The organism is Streptomyces katrae (assembly GCF_000717655.1).
Lineage (GTDB): Bacteria > Actinomycetota > Actinomycetes > Streptomycetales > Streptomycetaceae > Streptomyces > Streptomyces katrae_B.
Map to the genome: position 1 here is coordinate 1 of NZ_JNZY01000042.1, position 18,830 is coordinate 18,830.

Annotated in this window: 18 protein-coding genes; 8 read left to right on the plus strand and 10 right to left on the minus strand. The window is 73.2% G+C overall.

The genetic code is table 11. From position 1 onward, the window contains the following. The first annotated feature begins 635 nt into the window (after window positions 1-635). The 4 genes from IF09_RS0133080 (at window position 636) to IF09_RS0133095 (ending at window position 4,547) form a co-directional block, all read left to right on the plus strand. Complete coding sequence (locus IF09_RS0133080) at window positions 636-908, plus strand: DUF1876 domain-containing protein (protein ID WP_030302113.1); 273 nt, start codon at window positions 636-638, stop codon at window positions 906-908. 176 nt (window positions 909-1,084) lie between these two features. Then, the gene (locus IF09_RS41050) at window positions 1,085-1,417 is read left to right on the plus strand and encodes a hypothetical protein (protein ID WP_234321239.1); all 333 of its coding nucleotides are present in this window, start codon (window positions 1,085-1,087) and stop codon (window positions 1,415-1,417) included. An 83-nt stretch (window positions 1,418-1,500) separates the two neighbouring features. Beyond that, window positions 1,501-1,896: a hypothetical protein gene (locus IF09_RS0133090; protein ID WP_158710123.1), complete on the plus strand. Its 396-nt coding sequence runs from the start codon at window positions 1,501-1,503 to the stop codon at window positions 1,894-1,896. Further along, window positions 1,893-4,547 (plus strand): ATP-binding protein, encoded by a 2,655-nt coding sequence (locus IF09_RS0133095; protein ID WP_051833323.1) that lies wholly within the window; start codon window positions 1,893-1,895, stop codon window positions 4,545-4,547. Before IF09_RS0133090 ends, IF09_RS0133095 begins: the two co-directional genes overlap by 4 nt. On the opposite strand, the gene IF09_RS0133100 is transcribed toward IF09_RS0133095, so the two are convergent. From IF09_RS0133100 to argS, 4 genes are all read right to left on the minus strand, one after another. Beyond that, complete coding sequence (locus IF09_RS0133100) at window positions 4,537-5,046, minus strand: hypothetical protein (RefSeq protein ID WP_199920520.1); 510 nt, start codon at window positions 5,044-5,046, stop codon at window positions 4,537-4,539. The two genes, IF09_RS0133095 and IF09_RS0133100, sit on opposite strands and share 11 nt — an antisense overlap. Continuing rightward, the gene (locus IF09_RS0133105) at window positions 5,043-5,552 is read right to left on the minus strand and encodes an RNA polymerase sigma factor (protein ID WP_030302119.1); all 510 of its coding nucleotides are present in this window, start codon (window positions 5,550-5,552) and stop codon (window positions 5,043-5,045) included. The genes IF09_RS0133100 and IF09_RS0133105 overlap by 4 nt, the downstream gene beginning before the upstream one ends. Then, complete coding sequence (locus IF09_RS0133110) at window positions 5,549-5,977, minus strand: DUF3995 domain-containing protein (protein WP_030302120.1); 429 nt, start codon at window positions 5,975-5,977, stop codon at window positions 5,549-5,551. Before IF09_RS0133110 ends, IF09_RS0133105 begins: the two co-directional genes overlap by 4 nt. A 100-nt stretch (window positions 5,978-6,077) precedes the next feature. Continuing rightward, window positions 6,078-7,874: an arginine--tRNA ligase gene (gene argS / locus IF09_RS0133115; RefSeq protein WP_030302121.1), complete on the minus strand. Its 1,797-nt coding sequence runs from the start codon at window positions 7,872-7,874 to the stop codon at window positions 6,078-6,080. 191 nt (window positions 7,875-8,065) lie between these two features. Between argS and lysS the strand changes: the two genes are divergently transcribed. Then, complete coding sequence (gene lysS, locus IF09_RS0133120; RefSeq protein WP_030302123.1) at window positions 8,066-9,802, plus strand: lysine--tRNA ligase; 1,737 nt, start codon at window positions 8,066-8,068, stop codon at window positions 9,800-9,802. Window positions 9,803-9,888: 86 nt separating this feature from the next. On the opposite strand, the gene IF09_RS0133125 is transcribed toward lysS, so the two are convergent. The 3 genes from IF09_RS0133125 to IF09_RS0133135 all read right to left on the minus strand — a co-directional run bounded on the left by IF09_RS0133125 (window position 9,889) and on the right by IF09_RS0133135 (window position 13,379). Next, window positions 9,889-11,460, minus strand: coding sequence for a DUF2637 domain-containing protein (locus IF09_RS0133125; protein ID WP_234321240.1), 1,572 nt, complete (start codon window positions 11,458-11,460; stop codon window positions 9,889-9,891). A 135-nt stretch (window positions 11,461-11,595) separates the two neighbouring features. Further along, entirely contained in the window at window positions 11,596-12,363 is a 768-nt protein-coding gene (locus tag IF09_RS0133130; protein WP_051833330.1) for a DUF3558 family protein, read from the minus strand. Between the two features lie 161 nt (window positions 12,364-12,524). Next, complete coding sequence (locus tag IF09_RS0133135) at window positions 12,525-13,379, minus strand: DUF3558 domain-containing protein (RefSeq protein WP_234321241.1); 855 nt, start codon at window positions 13,377-13,379, stop codon at window positions 12,525-12,527. 192 nt (window positions 13,380-13,571) lie between these two features. Between IF09_RS0133135 and IF09_RS0133140 the strand changes: the two genes are divergently transcribed. After that, entirely contained in the window at window positions 13,572-14,765 is a 1,194-nt protein-coding gene (locus IF09_RS0133140) for an RtcB family protein (RefSeq protein WP_030302130.1), read from the plus strand. Between the two features lie 271 nt (window positions 14,766-15,036). Here the strand turns inward: IF09_RS0133140 and IF09_RS0133150 are convergent, their stop codons facing one another. Continuing rightward, on the minus strand, window positions 15,037-15,801 hold the full coding sequence (locus tag IF09_RS0133150) for an SDR family NAD(P)-dependent oxidoreductase (protein ID WP_030302133.1): 765 nt from the start codon (window positions 15,799-15,801) through the stop codon (window positions 15,037-15,039). A 62-nt stretch (window positions 15,802-15,863) separates the two neighbouring features. Then, the gene (locus IF09_RS0133155; protein WP_030302135.1) at window positions 15,864-16,199 is read right to left on the minus strand and encodes a YnfA family protein; all 336 of its coding nucleotides are present in this window, start codon (window positions 16,197-16,199) and stop codon (window positions 15,864-15,866) included. 227 nt (window positions 16,200-16,426) lie between these two features. On the opposite strand from IF09_RS0133155, the gene IF09_RS0133160 reads away from it, so the two are divergent. Next, complete coding sequence (locus tag IF09_RS0133160; RefSeq protein ID WP_234321242.1) at window positions 16,427-16,840, plus strand: hypothetical protein; 414 nt, start codon at window positions 16,427-16,429, stop codon at window positions 16,838-16,840. A gap of 21 nt (window positions 16,841-16,861) precedes the next feature. On the opposite strand, the gene IF09_RS0133165 is transcribed toward IF09_RS0133160, so the two are convergent. After that, window positions 16,862-17,602: a Mut7-C RNAse domain-containing protein gene (locus IF09_RS0133165; protein ID WP_030302138.1), complete on the minus strand. Its 741-nt coding sequence runs from the start codon at window positions 17,600-17,602 to the stop codon at window positions 16,862-16,864. 155 nt (window positions 17,603-17,757) lie between these two features. Here IF09_RS0133165 and IF09_RS0133170 point away from each other — a divergent pair, with 155 nt between their 5' ends. Further along, window positions 17,758-18,828, plus strand: coding sequence for a serine hydrolase domain-containing protein (locus IF09_RS0133170; protein ID WP_234321243.1), 1,071 nt, complete (start codon window positions 17,758-17,760; stop codon window positions 18,826-18,828). Window positions 18,829-18,830 lie beyond the last annotated feature (2 nt).

Consider the following 18,830-nt stretch of genomic DNA (forward strand, 5'->3'; position numbering starts at 1 on the left):
CCATCCTGCTCCACCTCCGTGGTCCTGGGGACTGGCTCCGGATGGACAGGGGCTCCTGCTCGGCATCTCTGATCTGGGCCAATCGGAACATGAACCCCCCGGCCATTCCTTCGGGGGCTTCCCGGCAGTCTTATGGCATTCCGGGGCGGGCCGGGCCGGCAAAGGGGGGCGGAAGGCAACCCGAAACGACGCGACGACGAAGGAGGAGCGCCCTTGACGGCCCGGCACGACACGGAAGGACAGTGGACTGACGGGACACCCCCGGACACACCTCCGACGCCGAATGCGGGGACCCCGCCCCCTGCCCCGATCTTCCCTCCCCACCCCGAGCGCGCAGGCCCGCCCCGGCGTCCTGGCCGACGCCTCCGACGCCGAGTCGACGGACCGCCCCCGAGGCCCCGGCCGCCTTATCGATCGCCGCGCACCCGGTCCCGGCCGCCTTGCCGGCGCCGCGCACCCGGCCCCGGCCCCCTGGCGTCCCGCCCGCCGCCGAGCGCGCAGACCCGCCCCCCGTCGTCCCGACCGACCGCTCCGACGCCGCTCGCCCAGACCCAGCCCCCGCCCCGCCCCCGCTCGCGTTACCGGCGCCCCGGGCGCACCCTGGAGGCAGGGTGACCCCCTGGAGGTGATGCACCATGCCCACACTCGTCGGGTGGCACGTGGAGCTCGAATTCACCGAGGAAGGCAATCGCACCAGTGCGGCGGCCATGGTCAGACTCGGCGACGGCTCCGAGATGAGGGCGCACGGCTACGCCATGCGTCACCCCTCCGACCCGGAGCAGCTGCGGGTCGGGGAAGAGATCGCCGGCGCTCGCGCGCTCATGGATCTCGCGTCCCAGATGTTGCAGAAGGCTCATGGCGAGATCGACGAAGCCACGGGCCGGCACTCATATCCGCTGACCCACTGAGCGAGGGTGAGAGAGGGGCCGTGAGGGACTTTCGAGTCCCTCACGGGCATCCGGTCGAGGCCGGTGGCGACCTCGGGGCGGGGCGGCGGGCGCCGTCGGCGTGGCCTGGCAAGGTGGGGTGCAGCGAGTGCCGAAGGGGTCTTACCGGTATGCACAGTGGGGGGAGATGTGCGCACGTGCCAGGGCAGGAACACCGGGTGACGCGCGGGCAGTTGGGCTGCCTGATCGCCCCGCCGGCCGGAATGGGCACGGGAGTGCTCGGGGCCGTGCTGCTCAATGCCGCATGGCGCGCCTGCGGCGTGGGGGTCAACGGGTCGGCCAACGGCCTCGCCCTCCTCTTCTACGGGGCGCTGCTCGCGCTCCTCGCAACGGCCTGGTGGGGCGTGCTCGTCGGGTACGTCGGGCGGCGCAGCCCGGCGGCCGGGCTGCTCGGTGGGCCGGCCGGGGCCGTGGTGATGGTGTGGGTGTTCGTGGCGCTGTTGCAGGTGCCCGACGGGTATCGCTGCTAGCTTCGGAGGTTCGGCCCGGAGGTTCGTCAGTTCGTCAGTTCATCGGTCCGTCAGTTCAGTGGTCCAGGGGTCATGGGGGGTCAATGTCGCGTCCGTTGCGGTGGGTTGTCGTGCTCGTCGGTTCGGCTGTCGTCTTCTTCGTCTGCTTCAAGCTCGCCCAAGCCGATCCGTTCGGCTGGCTGCCCGAGAAGGATTCCGACGCCGTGGCCGTCGCCGCCGGCTTCGCCGGGGCCATGACCGCGGCCGTCGGGCTGGCCGGTGGCTGGTGGGCCGGTACGGCGCCCCTCGCGCCCGGCACGCCCCCCGCGCCGCCGGTTCCGGAGCGCTCCGTACGGCAGGTGGCCGAGGCGTCCGGGACGTCGGAGATCAGCCAGGCGGGCGGGGCCCGTCCCGCGGGGCCGGTGGACCAGGAGGCCCGGGCCAGGGACAACAGCCGGATCCGGCAGACCGGCGGCGGTGAGCCGGGCGGGACCCCGTGACCGGCGGGCCCACGGAGCAGTGGGCCTTTGCCGAGGGGAACGCGACGATCACGCAGGTGGCCGGGGACTACGTCACGTACGGGGCCGTCGCAGCCCCCGCGCCCCGGGCGCTGTCCGGCCTGCCCGAGGCGCCCGCCGTGCTGGTCGGCCGGGACGGCCCCGTCGAGGAGCTGCTCGGGGTGCTGGAACCGCCCGGGCCCGCCCGGCCCGGCGCTCCCGGCGGGGCCCGCGTGGCCGTCGTCGCCGGGCTGGCCGGGGTCGGCAAGAGCGCGCTGGCGGTGGCCACGGCCCACCGGGCCGTGGAGCTCGGGTGGTTCGGCGACCGGGTGTTCTTCCTCGCGCTGCGCGGTTACGCCCCGAACGGCGCGGTGAGCGGCCCGCAGGCCGTGCAGGAGATGCTCCGCCACCTCGGCATCCGCGACAGCGACATGCCGGCGTCCCCGGAGGCCAGGCTGCACCTGTACCGGGCCGAGCTGGCCGCGCGGGCGCAGGCCGGGGAGCGGGTGCTGATCGTCGCGGACGACGCCGGGTCGGTGGCCCAGGTACGGGACCTCGTACCGGCCCAGGACGCGCACCGGCTGCTCGTCACCTCGCGCCACCGGCTCGTGGCGCCCGGGTTCTCGGCGCGGATCGTGGCCCTCGACGAGCTCGCGGCGGACGCGGCGGCCGAGCTCCTCGCCGGGGCGCTGCTGCGGACCTGGCCCGAGGACCCGCGGCCGGAGCGGGATCCCGCTGCGCTGGCGGAGATCGCGGAGCACTGCGGGCGGCTGCCGCTGGCCCTGACGGTGGCGGGGGCGCTGCTCGCGGGCGATCCGGGCCTGCCCGCGGGCGAGTTGGCCCGGCAGCTGTCGGGAGCGCGGACCCGGCTGGCGACCCTCCACATCGGCGAGGAAGGGAACGGGGACGTCCCGGTCGGGGTGCGGGCCGCGTTCGACCTCTCGTACGCACGGCTGCCCGCGGACCAGGCGCGGCTGCTCCGGCTGCTGACGGTGGTGCCGGGGCCGGACTGCGCGACCGCGTACGCCCACCTGCTGACCCGGGGTTCCCTGCCGCGGCCAGACGGCCCGCCCGAGGAGCTCGCCGCCGTACGGGCCTCGCTGGCGGCGCTCGTACGGGCCAGCATGCTGATCGAGCAGCCGGTGGGCTCGGGGCGCTGGCGCATGCACGATCTGGTGCGGCTGTACGCGCGGGAGCGGGGCGAGGAGCAGGCCGGGCAGGACGGGCGGGAGGGCGTGACCGACGCCCTCCTGGCGAGCCTGGCCTTCGACGCCGCGGTGGCCTGCCACGCGCTGGGAGTGGACGGCCGGGCCGCGAGCGGGCGGGGGCTCCCCTCGGTGGCGCAGGCGCTGCAGTGGCTGGACAGGGAGCGCCCGATGCTGGTCGCCGCGGTGGGCTTCGCCGCCGCAGCCGGCCGGCCGGACATCACCGTCGAACTGGCCGCCCGGCTCGCCCCGTACCTCGCTCTCTACGGTCATGCGCCGGACGCCGTCGTGGTCGCTCACCACGTGCTGGAGGTCGGCCGGGAGAGCGGCGATCGGACCGACGTCGGCGCGGCGCTGTACAACCTCGGCATGGCGCACCTGGACGCCTGGCAGATGGCGGAGGCGAGCGCTCTGCTGGACGAGGCCCTCGTCCTGTTCCGCGAGGTTTCCGAGCCGTTGGGCGAAGCCCGGTCGCTGAACCTGCTGGGGTCCCTGTACACCCGGGAACACCGGTGGGAGGAGGCCCGCGAGGCCCACGAGCAGGCTCTGGAGATCTTCCGCGCGCAGGGGATCCGGCATGCGGAGGCCACGGCACTGGTGAACCTGGCGCGCGTCCTGAAGCAGTCGGGACGGGTGGACGAGGCCGTGGACGCGTGCGAGCAGGCCCAGCGCCTGTTGAAGGAGACCGGGGACGACCACAGGGCCGCGACCGCGCAGGGCGTGCTCGGGGACATGCTCTGGGAGGCCGGGCGCCGGGAGGAGTCGCTTGCCGTACGGGAGGAAGCCCTGGCCACCCTGCGGGAGCTGGGCCACCGGGCCGCGGTGGCCTGGCTGCTCAACGGGATCGGCGCCTCGCTGACGGATGACGCGGCCGGGCCCGGGGACGAGCGGCTCGGCGCCGCGCAGGCCCGGTACGAGGAGGCCCTCGCGCTCTTCGTCGAGGTGGGGAACCGGCACGGCGAGGGCGCGGTACTGGGCAATCTGGGCCGGCTCCACCGGCTGGCGGGCCGGCTGGAGGAGGCGCTGGAGTCTCAGCGGCAGGGCTGCGACCTCCTCGCCGCCACGGGAGACCGCGACAACGAGGCCGTCGCGGTGCAGGGGTTGGCGCTGACGCTGCTCGAGCTGAACCGCCCGGCCGAGGCCGCCGGAGCCTTCGAGCGGGCGGCCGCCCTCCATGGTGCCGTGGGCAACGCCGGGCACGAGTCGGCGGTCCGGGCGGTGGCCGCGCAGCTGCGCGCGATGCCCGCAGCGCCCGGGGGGCCTGCCGTGCCCGCGGAGCCCGAAGCGGCTGCGGAGCCTGCCGCGCCCGCGGGGCCTGCTGCGCCCGGGGGGCCTGCCGTGCCCGCGGAGCCCGAAGCGCCTGCGGAGCCCCAGGCAGCCGCGACCCCCGAGGCACCCGCGACCCCCGAGGCGCTGCCGCGCCGCTGGTGGGACCGCTTCAGGGACTGAGCCGCGGGCGGCGCCCGGCTCCGATCCGGGGCTGCGCCGCCCCCGAGGCGGCCCGCCGGTCCACCCGGGCCTCGAGGCGGGTCAGCGCGCGGGTGAGTTCGCCCGACGTCCCGAACGGGACGACCGCCGCGCGACCGGGGATGCGTACGCCGCCCGTCAGGGCCACACGGGTGCCGCCCGACGGGTCGGGTGCCGCCGCCATCCCGACGATCAGGAAGCGGCTCTGCAGCCAGCACCAGCCCGGGCGCAGCACCCCCCGGAAGTGGGCGCGGAAGCCGTACTTGCTGCGGGCCAGGGCCTCCACCCGGTCGCCGGTCGTCCGCACGACGCGGATGCTGCGCATGTCGGGCTGGAAGCGGCCGAACTCGCCCTCCAGGTCACCCATCACCGCCCAGACGGTGTCCAGGGGGGCGGGGACGACCTGTTCGGCGACCCGGGCGCCCCGGACTCCCGCGGCCATGATCCGCAGGCGGTTCACCTCGTCGAGTGCGTACGTCATGCGGACCATGCCCTTCGGAAGCTCGTACGGGCCCGGTGCAGCCGGGACTTGGCGGTGCCCGGCGGGACGCCGAGGAGGGCTGCCGCGGACTCCTCGTCCAGGCCCTCCACGTCCCGCAGGACCAGGACGGCCCGGTGGTCGGGCGAGAGGCGGGCCAGGACGTCGTCGATGTCGGCGGCGAGCTCGGGGTCCCCGGGGCCGGGGAGGTCGGCGAGTTCGGCGGGGCGGGCGCGGGCCGCGCGGCGGGCGATGCGCACCGCCTCGCGGAGCGCGATGGCGCGGACCCAGCCGTACAGCGTCTCCGGATCGCGCAACGACCGCAGGGCGCGGAAGACCGCGACCAGGGCCTCCTGGCAGGCGTCCGGGCCGTCCGCGAGCGCGATGGGGGTGCAGATGCGGGCGATGTACGGGGTGAGGTGGTCGAGGAGGTCGTGCATCGCGAGGGTGTTGCCGGCGCGGGCCGCCCGGGCGAGGGCGACGCCGCGGTCGCGTTCGGCGGGGGTCACCGGGAGCGGGCCAGCCGGGCGGCCGCCCAGCCGAAGCCGAGGCATGCGGGTGTGTAGAGGAACAGGTTCAGCCCGTGGAAGGGGCCGGCCGGGCTGTCGAGGAGCCCGGCCGCCCACCCCAGGCCCGCCAGGCCCCGTACCGCCAGCCCCGCCGCGACGGCCCCCGTGGCCAGCCGCGTGACGCGTCCGCCGCGCCCGTACGCGTGGCCGAGAACGGCGGCGGCGGCCGTCAGCGTGAGCGCCGCCAGCGGGAGGACGACGGGCGGAGCGAAGGACACTTCCGTGCCGAGGACGGCGAGGGACAGCGCCCGCTCGCTCTCCGCGGGCCAGGTCCGCCCGGTGGCCCAGTACAGGTGCACCAGCCCGTCCGCGGCCAGCAGCCCGCTCACGGCGATCCCCGTACGGCGCCGTGCTGTCTCGTTCATGGGAGCTCCCCCTCGGGTGTCGACGGCCGACACCCAACAGAGGAGGCGCACAGGGAGGACGTTCCCTGTGCGCCTCGTCACACCGGCGGGGCGAGAGCCGTCAGAGGCGCTCGGGGGTGCGGATGCCCAGGAGGGACATGCCCTTCGTGAGCGTGCGGGCGGTCAGGTCGCACAGGAACAGGCGGTTCTCGCCGACGACGAGCTCCGGCTCCGGCTTCACGACCGGGCACTGGTCGTAGAACGTCGTGAACAGCGAGGACAGCTGGTACAGGTAGGCGGCCAGCTTGTGCGGGGCGTGTTCCGCGGCCGCCTCGGCGATCAGCTCGCCGAAGCCGTCCAGGTGCAGGCCCAGCGCGCGCTCGGCCGGGGCCAGCTCCAGCTCCGGGTGGGCGACCGGGTTGCGGTCGCCCGCGCGGCGCAGGATGGACCGGATCCGGGCGTACGCGTACTGGAGGTACACGGACGTGTCGCCGTTCAGCGAGACCATCTGGTCCAGGTCGAACTTGTAGTCGCGCGCGGCCGAGGTGGACAGGTCGGCGTACTTGACCGCGCCGATGCCCACGTACCGGCCGTTCTCGACGATCTCCTCCTCCGACAGGCCGACCTTCTCCGCCTTCTCGCGGACGACGCCCGTGGCCCGGTCGACCGCCTCGTCGAGGAGGTCGACCAGCCGGACCGTCTCGCCCTCGCGGGTCTTGAACGGCTTGCCGTCCTTGCCGAGGACCGTGCCGAAGGCCAGCTGTACGGCCTTGACCTCGTCGTTCAGCCAGCCCGCGCGGCGGGCCGTCTCGAAGACCATCTTGAAGTGGAGCGACTGGCGGGCGTCGACCACGTAGATGAGGGTGTCGGCCTTCAGGTTGCCGACGCGGTCCCGGATCGCCGACAGGTCGGTCGCGGCGTAGCCGAAGCCGCCGTCGGACTTCTGGACGATCAGCGGGGTCGGGTTGCCGTCCGGGCCCTTGTACTCGTCGAAGAACACGCACAGCGCACCGTTGGAGCGGACGGCGACGCCCGACTCCTCAAGCAGCTTGCACGTCTCGATCAGCATGTCGTTGTAGCCGGACTCGCCGACGACGTCCGCGTCCTGGATGTCCATGTCCAGCTTGTCGAAGACGGAGTAGAAGTAGATCTTCGACTCGTCGACGAACCGCTGCCACATCGCGAGGGTCTCCGCCTCGCCCGCCTGGAGCTCGACGACCCGCGCCCGGGCCCGCGTCTTGAACTCCTCGTTCGAGTCGAAGAGCGCCCGCGAGGCCTTGTACAGGCGGTTCAGGTTGGACATGGCCTCCTCGCCGGAGACCTCCAGCGTGTCGTCGCCATCGGCGGCCGCCTTGTGGTCCAGCTCGTGCGGGTGCTCGATCAGGTACTGGATGAGCATGCCGAACTGGGTGCCCCAGTCGCCGATGTGGTGGCGCCGGACCACCTTCTCGCCCGTGAACTCCAGGATCTCGACCATCGCCGCGCCGATGACCGCCGACCGCAGGTGGCCGACGTGCATCTCCTTCGCGACGTTCGGCTGCGCGTAGTCGATCACCGTCGTGCCCGCGTTCGCCGCGTACGGGACACCGAGGCGGTCGTCGCCGGCGCGGGCGGCGAGGGTCTCGATGATCGCCCGGTCGGAGACCGTGATGTTGAGGAAGCCGGGGCCCGAGACCTCGATCTCGCTGATCAGGTCGGCGTCCGGGCCTGCGGGGATGGACCCGACGACGGCCGTCGCCAGCTCGCGCGGGTTGGCCTTGGCCTTCTTCGCGAGCGCCAGGATGCCGTTGGCCTGGAAGTCGGCCCGGTCGCTTCGTCGCAGCAGCGGGTCGGCGCCACCGGCCTCCGGCAGGGCCGAGGCGAGGGCGTCCGCGACGCGCTGATTGACGGAAGAAGCGAGGGAAGGGACCGAGGCCATGAGCTGCCGTTCCTGTGAGGTCGTGCCTGAAGGTGCACTTGGTTGTTCCGACAAGTGCCGAGTATCCCACGTGGGGACTGTCCGGTGCCCGGGATAGGTCCTGGACAGAAGGGGCCCGCAGGCAACCCCGGAGCGGCCCGTTCCGTCTGGGAGAATGGCTGAAGCCAGCATTCGAGATAGAAGGACGTGTCGTGGCTCAGAGCGCCCAGAGCAGCACCGAGACCGACTGGGTCTCCCGTTTCGCGGACGAGGTCATCGCCGAGGCGGAGCGCCGAGCCCCGGGCAAAGCCGTCGTCGTCGCGTCCGGACTCTCCCCCTCCGGCCCGATCCACCTGGGCAACCTCCGCGAGGTCATGACCCCGCACCTGGTCGCCGACGAGATCCGCCGCCGCGGCTTCGAGGTCCGTCACCTCATTTCCTGGGACGACTACGACCGTTACCGCAAGGTCCCGGCCGGCGTCCCGGGCATCGACGAGTCCTGGGCGCAGCACATCGGCAAGCCCCTGACCTCCGTGCCCGCCCCGGCCGGCTCCGCGTACCCGAACTGGGCCGAGCACTTCAAGGCCGCCTTCGTCGAGGCCCTGGCCGAGATGGGCGTCGAGTACGACCCGATCAGCCAGACCGAGCAGTACGCCTCCGGCGCGTACCGCGAGCAGGTCCTGTTCGCGATGAAGCACCGCGGCGACATCGACGCCGTCCTCGACCAGTACCGCACCAAGCAGAAGCCGGGCGGCAAGAAGCCCCAGCAGAAGCAGGTCGACGAGGCCGAGCTCGAGGCCGCCGAGGGCTCCGGCGCTGCCGCCGAGGACGACGGCAGCAGCGCCGAGGGCGGGTACTTCCCGTACAAGCCGTACTGCGGCCAGTGCGGCAAGGACTTCACCAAGGTCACCTCGTACGACGACGAGTCGACCGAGATGACGTACGTCTGCACCGAGGACGAGTTCACCGAGACCGTCAAGCTCAGCGAGTTCAACCGCGGCAAGCTGGTCTGGAAGGTCGACTGGCCGATGCGCTGGGCCTTCGAGGGCGTGATCTTCGAGCCCTCGGGCGTCGACCACTCCTCGCCCGGCTCGTCCTTCCAGGTCGGCGGCCAGATCGTGCACATCTTCGGCGGCGAGCAGCCGATCGGACCGATGTACGCGTTCGTCGGCATCAGCGGCATGGCCAAGATGTCGTCCAGCAAGGGCGGGGTCCCGACCCCGGCCGACGCGCTGAAGATCATGGAGCCGCAGCTGCTGCGCTGGCTGTACGCGCGCCGCAAGCCCAACCAGTCCTTCAAGATCGCCTTCGACCAGGAGATCCAGCGGCTCTACGACGAGTGGGACAAGCTCGAGGCCAAGGTCGCCGACGGCTCCGTCCTGCCGGCCGACGCCGCCGCGCACACCCGCGCCGTACGCGTCGCCTCGCACGAGCTGCCGCGCACCCCGCGCCCGCTGCCGTACCGGACCCTCGCGTCGGTCGCGGACATCACCGCCGGGCACGATGAGCAGACCCTGCGCATCCTGGCCGACCTGGACCCGTCGCAGCCGCTGACCTCGCTGGACGAGGTACGGCCGCGCCTGGACCGCGCCGAGAACTGGATCACCACCCAGGTCCCGGCCGACCAGCGGACCCTCGTACGCGAGGAGCCCGACACCGAGCTGCTGTCCTCCCTGGACGACGAGGCCCGCGAGTCGCTGCGGCTGCTCGTGGACGGGCTGGACTCGCACTGGTCGCTCGACGGGCTCACCACGCTCGTCTACGGCGTGCCGAAGGTGATGGCGGGCCTGGAGCCCGACGCCAAGCCCACCCCCGAGCTCAAGGTCGCGCAGCGCTCGTTCTTCGCGCTGCTGTACCGCCTGCTCGTGACCCGGGAGACCGGGCCGCGCCTGCCCACGCTGCTCCTCGCCGTGGGCGCGGACCGGGTGCGCAAGCTGCTCGCCGCCTGACGTGGATGCGGAAGGGCCCGCACCCCTCGGGGGTGCGGGCCCTTGGCATGTGGGTCGTGGGGCGTGGGTCCTGCGCCCGGTCCGGCTCAGGCGATGTGCTCGTTCTCCAGCTCGCGCTGGTAGCGCAGCTTCAGGCCCGGCATGAGCTTGCGGATCATCGAGGAGCTGCGCGGGTGGTCGATCCCGTGGCGGTCCGAGAGGTGTATGTCCACCTGCTCCGGGGTCGGGAAGTCGGAGTGCTCGTCGAGGTACGAGCGGAACACCTCGTAGGCCGCCTCGTTGAACTTGACCTGGTCGAAGCCGGAGTCCGAGTCGGAGGCGGAATCGTCGTCATCGGCGGTGGGCGGTACGGGGAGCTGCTCCTGCTGCGGAACGTCCTGGTCCGGGCCGGTCGGGGGCATGACCGGGGTCGGCTCCAGACCCTCGACGTACTGGGGGTTGTACCCGCCCTCGTACGCGGCCTGCGGGGCCAGCGGGGCGGCGAACCAGGCGCTGTCGTGGGCGGCGGGCATGGCCGTCGGGTCTACCGCGAAGGGGAGCGGGGTGTGGCCCTGCGGAGCTGTTCCGCTACCCGCCCCTTCCCGCAACCGGGGCTCCGCCCCGGGGGCGGAAGCCGTGGCCTGCGCCTGCGGCGCGGCCTGGCCCGCAGGGCCGCCGGCTCCCCCGGGCAGGACCGCCCGGCCGGGGAAGCCTGCGGCTGCGCCGGCAAGGCCGGGCTGGCCTCCGGCCCCGCCCGGCAGGCCCGCCTGGGCCGACGCCGCGCCGGGGAGGCCCGGCTGGCCCGCGGCACCTGCGGCTGCGCCGGCAAAGCCCGCCTGGCCTCCGGCTCCGCCGGGCAGGCCCGCGCCCCCCGTGGCTCCGCCCGGCTGGCCCGCAAAGCCCGGCTGGCCCGCCGCGCCCGGCTCCAGAGCCGGAGCCGAGGACGCCGGGACCGCGGTGCCCGTCGCGATGGCCGCGGCCGCCGGGGGCAGCAGCATCGGGTCGATGCCCGCCGCCGCCAGGCCCTCCGGGGCCGTCTGGGAGAGGGGGACGCCGATCCGGGCCAGCCGGAGCGGCATGAGCGCCTCCACCGGGGCCTTGCGGCGCCAGGCCCGCCCGTACCGGGCCTGAAGTCGCGCCTGGTAGATCAGCCGGTCCTGCTCCATGCCGACCGCCTGCTCGTACGACCGCAGCTCCCACAGCTTCATCCGGCGCCAGAGCTTGAACGTGGGGACGGGGGAGAGGAGCCAGCGCGTGATGCGCACGCCCTCCATGTGCCGGTCCGCGGTGATGTCCGCGATCCGGCCCACCGCGTGCCGGGCCGCCTCCACCGTGACCACGAACAGGATCGGGATCACGGCGTGCATGCCCACGCCCAGCGGGTCCGGCCAGGCCGCCGCGCCGTTGAACGCGATCGTCGCCGCGGTCAGCAGCCACGCCGTCTGGCGCAGCAGCGGGAACGGGATCCGGATCCACGTCAGCAGGAGGTCGAGCGCCAGCAGCACACAGATGCCCGCGTCGATGCCGATCGGGAACACCAGCGAGAAGCTCCCGAACCCCTTCTGCAGGGCGAGCGCGCGGACCGCGGCGTACGAGCCCGCGAAACCGATCCCCGCGATGACCACGGCTCCTGCGACCACGACGCCGATGAGTATCCGGTGCGTACGAGTCAGCTGCATCGCGGCCACCCGCGATCCCCTCCCCTTGTCGAGCTACGGCAGGCACAGCGTACGGGTGACTGCACAGGTGACTGAATGTCAGCCTCCCGTTAGGGGTCGCCGGGCACCCCCGGCGCCGCCCGGATCCGCCGACGCCTACTGCGCGGAGGGAGAAGCCTGCTGCTCAGGCTGCTTCTGCTGCTGGTTGGCGGTGCCGATCGAGGCCACCGTCTCCTTCGCCGCCGCGATCGCGTTCTCGAGCAGCTTGGCCTGATCCGGAGCGCCCGCACCCTCGTACGCCGCACCGTTGTAGTCGAGCGTGATCACGACGTTCTGCGTGCGCGCCACGATCGTCGTGTTGAAGAAGTCGACGTCCTTCTTCACGCCGTACACCACCGACGACGCCTGGTCCCCGATGCCGCCCGCCTGCTCGACCTTCACGTCGTGCGCGCCCTCGGCCGCCTTCGCGGTCTCGACCTGCTTGTTGAACTGCTCCTCGGCGCGCTTGTTCGCGCTGCCGAGCGAGGCGTGCGAGTCGTAGCGGACCAGGGAGATCGACAGCCAGCGGTACTGCGAGCCCTTCAGGCCGTCCTCGTCCAGACCGTTCCAGGAGCAGCTGGCGCGGGTGGTCAGGTCGTTCGACTTCGTCGCCGTGCCGTTCTTGTCCTTCGCCTCCGGGACGAGGGTGTCGACGGTCGCGGTCTGGATCGACTTGCACGGGTCGGACAGCGTCGCGAACGCCGCCTTCTCCAGCGTGGCCGACGCCTTGCCGCTCGGCTTGGCGGACGAGGACGCGCCGGGCTTCTTGTCGCCGCCCGAACCCGAGTCCTTGCCCGAGTCGGACGAGCAGCCGGCGACGGTGAGGATCACCGGAACGGCTGCGCAGGCGAGAAGGCGAGTGAGACGCGAGGCTGATCGGTGCATGGTTCCTTCAGTACGTAGTGGGGCGCGTTCTGTGGACGCGGTGCGGGCGTGGTGCGGGGTGTGGTGCGGGCGCGGGACCCGAGCAACGGTAGCCCGACGCGGCGCGCGCCTGCTGTGCGCGCCGTCACGCCGAGCCCCCCGCGCCCGCTCCGACCGCCCTCTCAGTCGTTGAAACGCTCGACGAGGGCCTGCGCCAACTGCCGTGCCCTGTCCTGGGTTTCGGGGCTCGATGGGACCGTACCGGGCAGCGCGGGCTGCACGCTGTACTCGACCGTGACGATGACGTTCGAGGTGCGGAACACGATCCGCACGGTCCGCGCCTGCGCCGCGCTGGCACCGGCCGCACTCAGCTTGTCCTCGAGGAACGCCTCGGTCCCGAGCCCCTCGATGACGCGGGAGCCGAGCTCGGGCGGCGGCGCGGAGGGGCTGCCGGTGCCGGGCGACGGCGACTGCCCGGCCGGCGGAGGAGCGCTCGCGGCCGGCGGGGCGGAGGGGGCGGGGCTGGTGGCCGTACCGGCGGCGGGGCTCGGCGAGGGGCCCGGGAACGGCAGGTGCGCGTCCGTCAGCCGGCGCACGTAAACCTGCCGCGTCTTGTCGTCGTCGCTCATGAGCGTCCGGTCGTACGAGACGACGCGCTCGAAGCCGACCGACAGCAGCCGCGTCTCCTCGGGCGTCTGCGCCGTCCAGCGGCAGCCGACGTGCCGGTCGCCGTCGTACGAGGTGTCCGCGGTGCCGGCGTACAGCTGCGTGCGCTGCTCGTCGGTGAGGGTGTCCGCGGCCGGGAGCATGGCCTTGAGGCGCTTGCCATCGGCGGCCCTGCACGGCGCGGGCAGGCTCCGGTACTTGCCGGCCGGGGCGGGGGCGGGGCTGCTGTCGCCCGCCTTGGCGTCGGTGTCGTCCCCGACGCCGTTGCCGCTGGTGCACCCGGTCAGGCCGGTGAGGCCGGCCATGAGTGCGGTGAGCATCGCGATGCCCGGCAGGACTCGTCGGCGTCGCCGTACCGCCTTGCGCTGCACGTCCACTGGCTCCCTTCGACCGGCCGGCGGCCCGGCGGTCAGGAAAATGCGTTGCCGCGCTTCGGACGCGGATGAACACAATGTCTATCGCACACGCTGGTGCTGGCGCCGGTCCCCTGTCTGATTTGGGGCTAAGAGCGAGGCTTTTTGCGTATAACGATTTTTTCACGCTTCTCGGGGGATTAAAGTCTTATGTCGTATGTAGAGGTGCCGGGGGCGAAGGTCCCGATCCGGATGTGGGCCGACCCCGCGTCGGTCGAGGCCGGCGCGATGCAGCAGCTGCACAACGTCGCCACCCTTCCGTGGATCAAGGGCCTGGCGGTCATGCCGGACGTCCACTACGGCAAGGGCGCCACGGTCGGCTCGGTGATCGCGATGAAGGACGCGGTCTGCCCGGCGGCGGTGGGGGTGGACATCGGCTGCGGCATGTCGGCGGTGAAGACGTCCCTGACGGCGAACGACCTCCCCGGAGACCTGTCCAAGCTCCGCTCGAAGATCGAGCAGGCGATCCCGGTGGGCATGGGCCTCCACAAGGAGGCGGTGGACCCGTCGCGGCTGTACGGCTTCTCGGAGGCGGGGTACGAGGACCTCTGGGCGCGCTTCGACTACCTCACCGATGCGGTCAAATTCCGTCAGGAGCGTGCCACGAAGCAGATCGGAACGCTCGGAAGTGGCAACCACTTCATCGAGTTCTGTCTTGATGAGACGGGATCGGTCTGGTTGATGCTGCACTCCGGGTCCCGGAACATCGGCAACGAGCTCGCCGCCCACCACATCGGCGTGGCCCGCAGCCTGGACCACAACCAGAACCTGGTCGACCGGGACCTGGCGGTGTTCCTGTCCGCGACCCCGGAGATGGAGGCGTACCGCAACGACCTCTTCTGGGCTCAGGAGTACGCCAAGTACAACCGCGCGGCGATGATGAGCCTCTTCAAGGAGGTCGTGCGCAGGGAGTTCCGCAAGGCGAAGGTCTCCTTCGACCGCGAGATCAGCTGCCACCACAACTACGTGGCGGAGGAGCGGTACGACGGCATGGACCTGCTGGTCACCCGCAAGGGCGCGATCCGCGCCGGCAGCGGTGACTACGGGATCATCCCGGGCTCCATGGGGACGGGCTCGTACATCGTGAAGGGCCTCGGCAACGAGAAGTCGTTCAACTCGGCCTCGCACGGCGCGGGCCGGAAGATGAGCCGGACGGCCGCGAAGAAGCGGTTCTCGGCGCGGGACCTGGCGGAGCAGACCAAGGGCGTGGAGTGCCGCAAGGACTCGGGCGTGGTGGACGAGATCCCGGGCGCGTACAAGTCGATCGAGCAGGTCATCGACCAGCAGACCGACCTCGTGCAGGTCGTGGCCAAGCTCAAGCAGGTCATCTGCGTGAAGGGCTGAGGCCCGGGCGCAGCTGTCGGGGGAGTGGAGGGGCCCGGGCCGGTCGTGAGCGGTCCGGGCCCCTCCGCGTGCTCAGTCCTCGTCCCCGTCGAGGAGGCGGTCCACGGAGAGGTCGAGCGTGATGCGGCCCCGGGGGCGTCGTGCTGCCGCACTTCACGCCGACGCCGACGCCGACGTCGGCCGCGGATCCAGAGCGGGCGCCGGGTGCGGCGAAGGCCGCCGGGTCGAAGCCGGCGGCCCTCATGCCGCATCCGAAGGCGGCGGGAATCGTCTAGAGGTCGCGGTGGACCTTGGTGTTCGAGGCCTGGGCTCGGGGGCGGACCACCAGGAGGTCGATGTTGACGTGGCTGGGGCGGGTCACGGCCCAGGTGATGGTGTCGGCCACGTCGTCGGCGGTGAGGGGGGCCGCGACGCCCGCGTAGACCTTCTCGGCCTTCTCGGCGTCGCCGCGGAAGCGGGTCTTGGCGAATTCCTCGGTCTTCACCATGCCCGGGGCGATCTCGATGACGCGGACGGGCTGGCCGACGATCTCCAGACGGAGGGTCTCGGCCAGGACGCGGGCGCCGTTCTTGGCGGCGACGTAGCCGGCGCCGCCCTCGTACGTGGAGTGGCCGGCGGTGGAGGAGAGGACCACGACCGTGCCGTCGCCGGAGGCGACGAGGGCGGGGAGGAGGGCCTGGGTGAGGTTGAGCGTGCCGATGACGTTGACCTCGTACATGGTGCGCCAGTCGGCGGGGTCGCCCGTGGCGACGGGCTCGGCTCCGATGGCGCCGCCCGCGTTGTTGACGAGGACGTCACAGCGGTCGAGGGAAGCGGCGAAGGCGTCGACGGCGGGCCGGTCGGTGACGTCGAGGGCGTGGGCCGTGGCGGAGTGGCCGGCTGCCGTGAGCTCCGCGGCGAGTGCCTCGATGCGGTCCTTGCGGCGGGCCGTGAGGACGACGTGGTAGCCCGCGCCGGCGAGCTGCCGGGCGGTGGCCGCGCCGATGCCGCTGCTCGCGCCGGTGACTACGGCGGTTCGGGTGGCGGCCGTGCTCATGTGCGGGCTCCTCGGTCGTTCGGTCATTCGTACGGGCGGACATCCGCCAGCATAGGCGGGGCTCAGCGGCCGCGCGGGGCGTACATGATCACCGTCATGCCGGCGAGGCAGACGAGGGCGCCGGCGATGTCCCAGCGGTCGGGTCGGTAGCCGTCGGCGGCCATGCCCCACACGAGGGAGCCGGCGACGAAGACCCCGCCGTACGCGGCGAGGACGCGGGCGAAGTCGCCCTGGGGCTGGAGGGTGGCGACGAAGCCGTAGAGGCCGAGGGCGATGACGCCGGCGCCGATCCAGGCCCAGCCCTTGTGCTCGCGGACGCCCTGCCACACGAGCCATGCGCCGCCGATCTCGAGGAGTGCGGCGAGGGCGAACAGGGCGGCGGAGCGGGCGATCAGCATGGCGCGAAGCGTACGCAGGCGGGTTCCGGGGCCGGGGCGGCGCCCGCCGGTTGGGGGAGGGGCTCGCCCTCGTTCGTGTGATGGTCCGACCGGTGGGGGGCGGTGCTGGCTAGCCTCCGCGCGTGGAGGTGGTGGCGGTGCGCCGTGGTGCCGTACGAAGTGTGGTGGTGGCGGGCTTGCTGGTGCTCGGGGTGTCCGGGGTACCTGGGGTACCCGGGGTGCCGGGGATGTCCGGAAGGGCCGGGGCGTGGACCGGGCCCGAGGCGGACGTGGCGTACCACGGGCGGGTGTCCCTGGCACAGGGGCGGCTGAGGGTGTGGGTGGTGCCGCAGAACGAGGGGCCGGCCCCGCTGCCGAACGCGACGCTGCGGGTGCGGCTGTCGGCGGAGCTCGCGGACCGGCAGGAGCTGGCGGAGGGCTGCGCGCGGGCCGGGCTGCGCGAGGTGGTGTGCGAAACGGGCGCGCTGCCGCTGCACGGGCGGGGCCGGCACATCGGGCTGCTGCTGGAGCTGAAGGAGCGGCAGCCGGAGGTGGTGGTCCGGATCGACACGTGGTGGAACGGCGGGGCGTCCGACCGGGACCTGTCCAACAACCAGCACGCGGTGCTGGCGCTGGACACGGGCGACGCGTACGCGTTCTGACCGGGGCGTGGCTCCGCCGGGCTACGGCGTGGCCACGCCGCCGAACTCTTCCACGGCCTCGCTGACGATCCGCTCCAGGCGGGCGTGGTGGGCGCCGCGCCAGTAGACGCGCTCGCACGCCGTGCACTGGGCGAAGACGTCGTACGAGCGGTGCGTGCCGCTCTCGAGGCGGTCGCCGACGCTTTCCTTGTCGGCGTTGCGCAGCGGCCCGTTGCAGGCGGTGCAGCGGGTCCACGGCGCGAGGGCGGGGGCGAACCGGCCGAGGACGTCGCGCAGCTGCTCGTCGGGGTTGTCGCTGTAGACGTACGCGCCGGCGAAGAGCTCGCGGCGGCGCAGCAGTCCGCGGTCGCGGGAGAGCAGCACGCGCTGCTCGGCGGCGGAGCGGGTGGCGAGGGCCGGGTCGCCGATGTCCTCGTTCTCGTACGCGGCGTCCACGCCGAGCAGGCGCAGGCGGCGGGCGAGGGTGCCGAGGTGGACGTCGAGGAGGAAGCGCAGCGGCGGGGCGCCGGGGACGTGCTGGGGGCGCTCGACGCCGAAGACCTCGACGGACTGCCCCGCGCTGGGCACGTACGAGACGGGCACCTCGCGGCCGTCGACGAGGAGCCGGCCGACCTCGGTGAGCGGGACGCCGGCCGATTCGACGACGTGGCCGAGGCTGGAGGCGCCGTCGGTGGCGGTCGGTACGCGTTTGGCGCGCCGGCTGGGCGGGGCGAACAGGCGTAGTTCGGGGGCGAGGGTGAGCTGAATGCCGGGTCCGTTCACGCTGTCAGCATGCCATCGGGGGCGCGGCGGCGCGGCCGAATTTACGGTGTTGCCGCAGGCGGGGCGCGCCCGGCGGGCCCCCGCCGGGGCCTTGCCGAGCCCCGGCCGCCTCCGGCGCGGCTACGGGCACTGGTGCGACGGGATGGCCAGGCTGGGTGGTGAGAGCAGAGGCCACCACCGAGCCGGAGGCACAGATGAACCAGGCCGTACCGTTCACGACCGCCGAGACCAGCGGACTGCACGACGCGCTGCGCGAGATCGTCGCCGACGGCGTCACCCCGGGCGGGGTCGTCGTCTGCGGTACGGCGGGCGGGGACCGCACCGTCCGGTCGGCCGGCGTCGTCTCCCCGTTCACGGGCCCGGGCACGCCCGACGAGAACACCGTCTACGACATCGCGTCCCTGACGAAGGTCACGGCAACCTGGCCGCTCGTCGGCCGTGCCGTCGACGCGGGCCTGCTCGACCTCGACACCCGGGTACGGGAGTTCCTGCCGCCGATGGAGGGCTCGATGCCGAGCGCGGAGGCCACCGTGCGGCAGCTGCTCTCGCACACCTCGGGCCTGCGGGCCGCGACCCGGCTCGACCTCTACGACCTGACCGAGCGGCCCCTGCACGAGCTGATCTGCCGGGAGCTCATGGAGAACCTGCCGGGCACGCACCGCTACATCAACCGCGGCTACATCCTCCTCGGCCTGGCCCTCGCCCACGTGCACCGGCAGCCGCTGGACGAGCTCGCCGCCGTCCTGTGGGCCGAGCTGGGCATGGCGGACACCGCGTACGGTCCCGTCGCGCAGTCGCCCCGGGTGGCGCCGACCGAGCGGCACGACGGCCACGACCGGCTCTGGGGGGCCGTCCACGACGAGAACGCGGCCGTGATGGGCGGCGTCGCCGGCCACGCCGGGGTCTTCGCACCGGCCGCCGACCTCGCCACGTACGCCGAGCACCTGCTCGCCGGGGACGGGAGTCCGCTGGGCGGGTGGCTGCGGGCCGGCCTCGTCCCGCAGGCCGAGATCGAGCCGGGGCTGCAGCGCGGTCTGGGCTGGATCCTCGCCGCGGGCGGCACCGTGGCGTACCACCACGGCTTCACCGGTACGAGCCTCCACCTCGCTCCCGCCACCGGCCGGTACGTGGTGATCGTCACCAACGCCGTCCACGACGGCGCCGCCTCGCGCATCCGGATCGCCCCGCTGCGCGAGCGCGCCCTGAAGACCCTCGCCGCCGGCTGACC

Coding starts and splice junctions, on each gene's coding strand:
- IF09_RS0133100 (WP_199920520.1), bottom strand. CDS start 5,046: ATGACGTACGCACTCGACGAGGTGAACCGCCTGCGGATCATGGCCGCG.
- IF09_RS0133110 (WP_030302120.1), bottom strand. CDS start 5,977: ATGAACGAGACAGCACGGCGCCGTACGGGGATCGCCGTGAGCGGGCTG.
- IF09_RS0133130 (WP_051833330.1), bottom strand. CDS start 12,363: ATGCACCGATCAGCCTCGCGTCTCACTCGCCTTCTCGCCTGCGCAGCC.
- IF09_RS0133125 (WP_234321240.1), bottom strand. CDS start 11,460: ATGCAGCTGACTCGTACGCACCGGATACTCATCGGCGTCGTGGTCGCA.
- IF09_RS0133150 (WP_030302133.1), bottom strand. CDS start 15,801: ATGAGCACGGCCGCCACCCGAACCGCCGTAGTCACCGGCGCGAGCAGC.
- IF09_RS0133080 (WP_030302113.1), top strand. CDS start 636: ATGCCCACACTCGTCGGGTGGCACGTGGAGCTCGAATTCACCGAGGAA.
- IF09_RS0133140 (WP_030302130.1), top strand. CDS start 13,572: ATGTCGTATGTAGAGGTGCCGGGGGCGAAGGTCCCGATCCGGATGTGG.
- IF09_RS0133160 (WP_234321242.1), top strand. CDS start 16,427: ATGTCCGGAAGGGCCGGGGCGTGGACCGGGCCCGAGGCGGACGTGGCG.
- IF09_RS0133155 (WP_030302135.1), bottom strand. CDS start 16,199: ATGCTGATCGCCCGCTCCGCCGCCCTGTTCGCCCTCGCCGCACTCCTC.
- IF09_RS0133090 (WP_158710123.1), top strand. CDS start 1,501: ATGTCGCGTCCGTTGCGGTGGGTTGTCGTGCTCGTCGGTTCGGCTGTC.
- argS (WP_030302121.1), bottom strand. CDS start 7,874: ATGGCCTCGGTCCCTTCCCTCGCTTCTTCCGTCAATCAGCGCGTCGCG.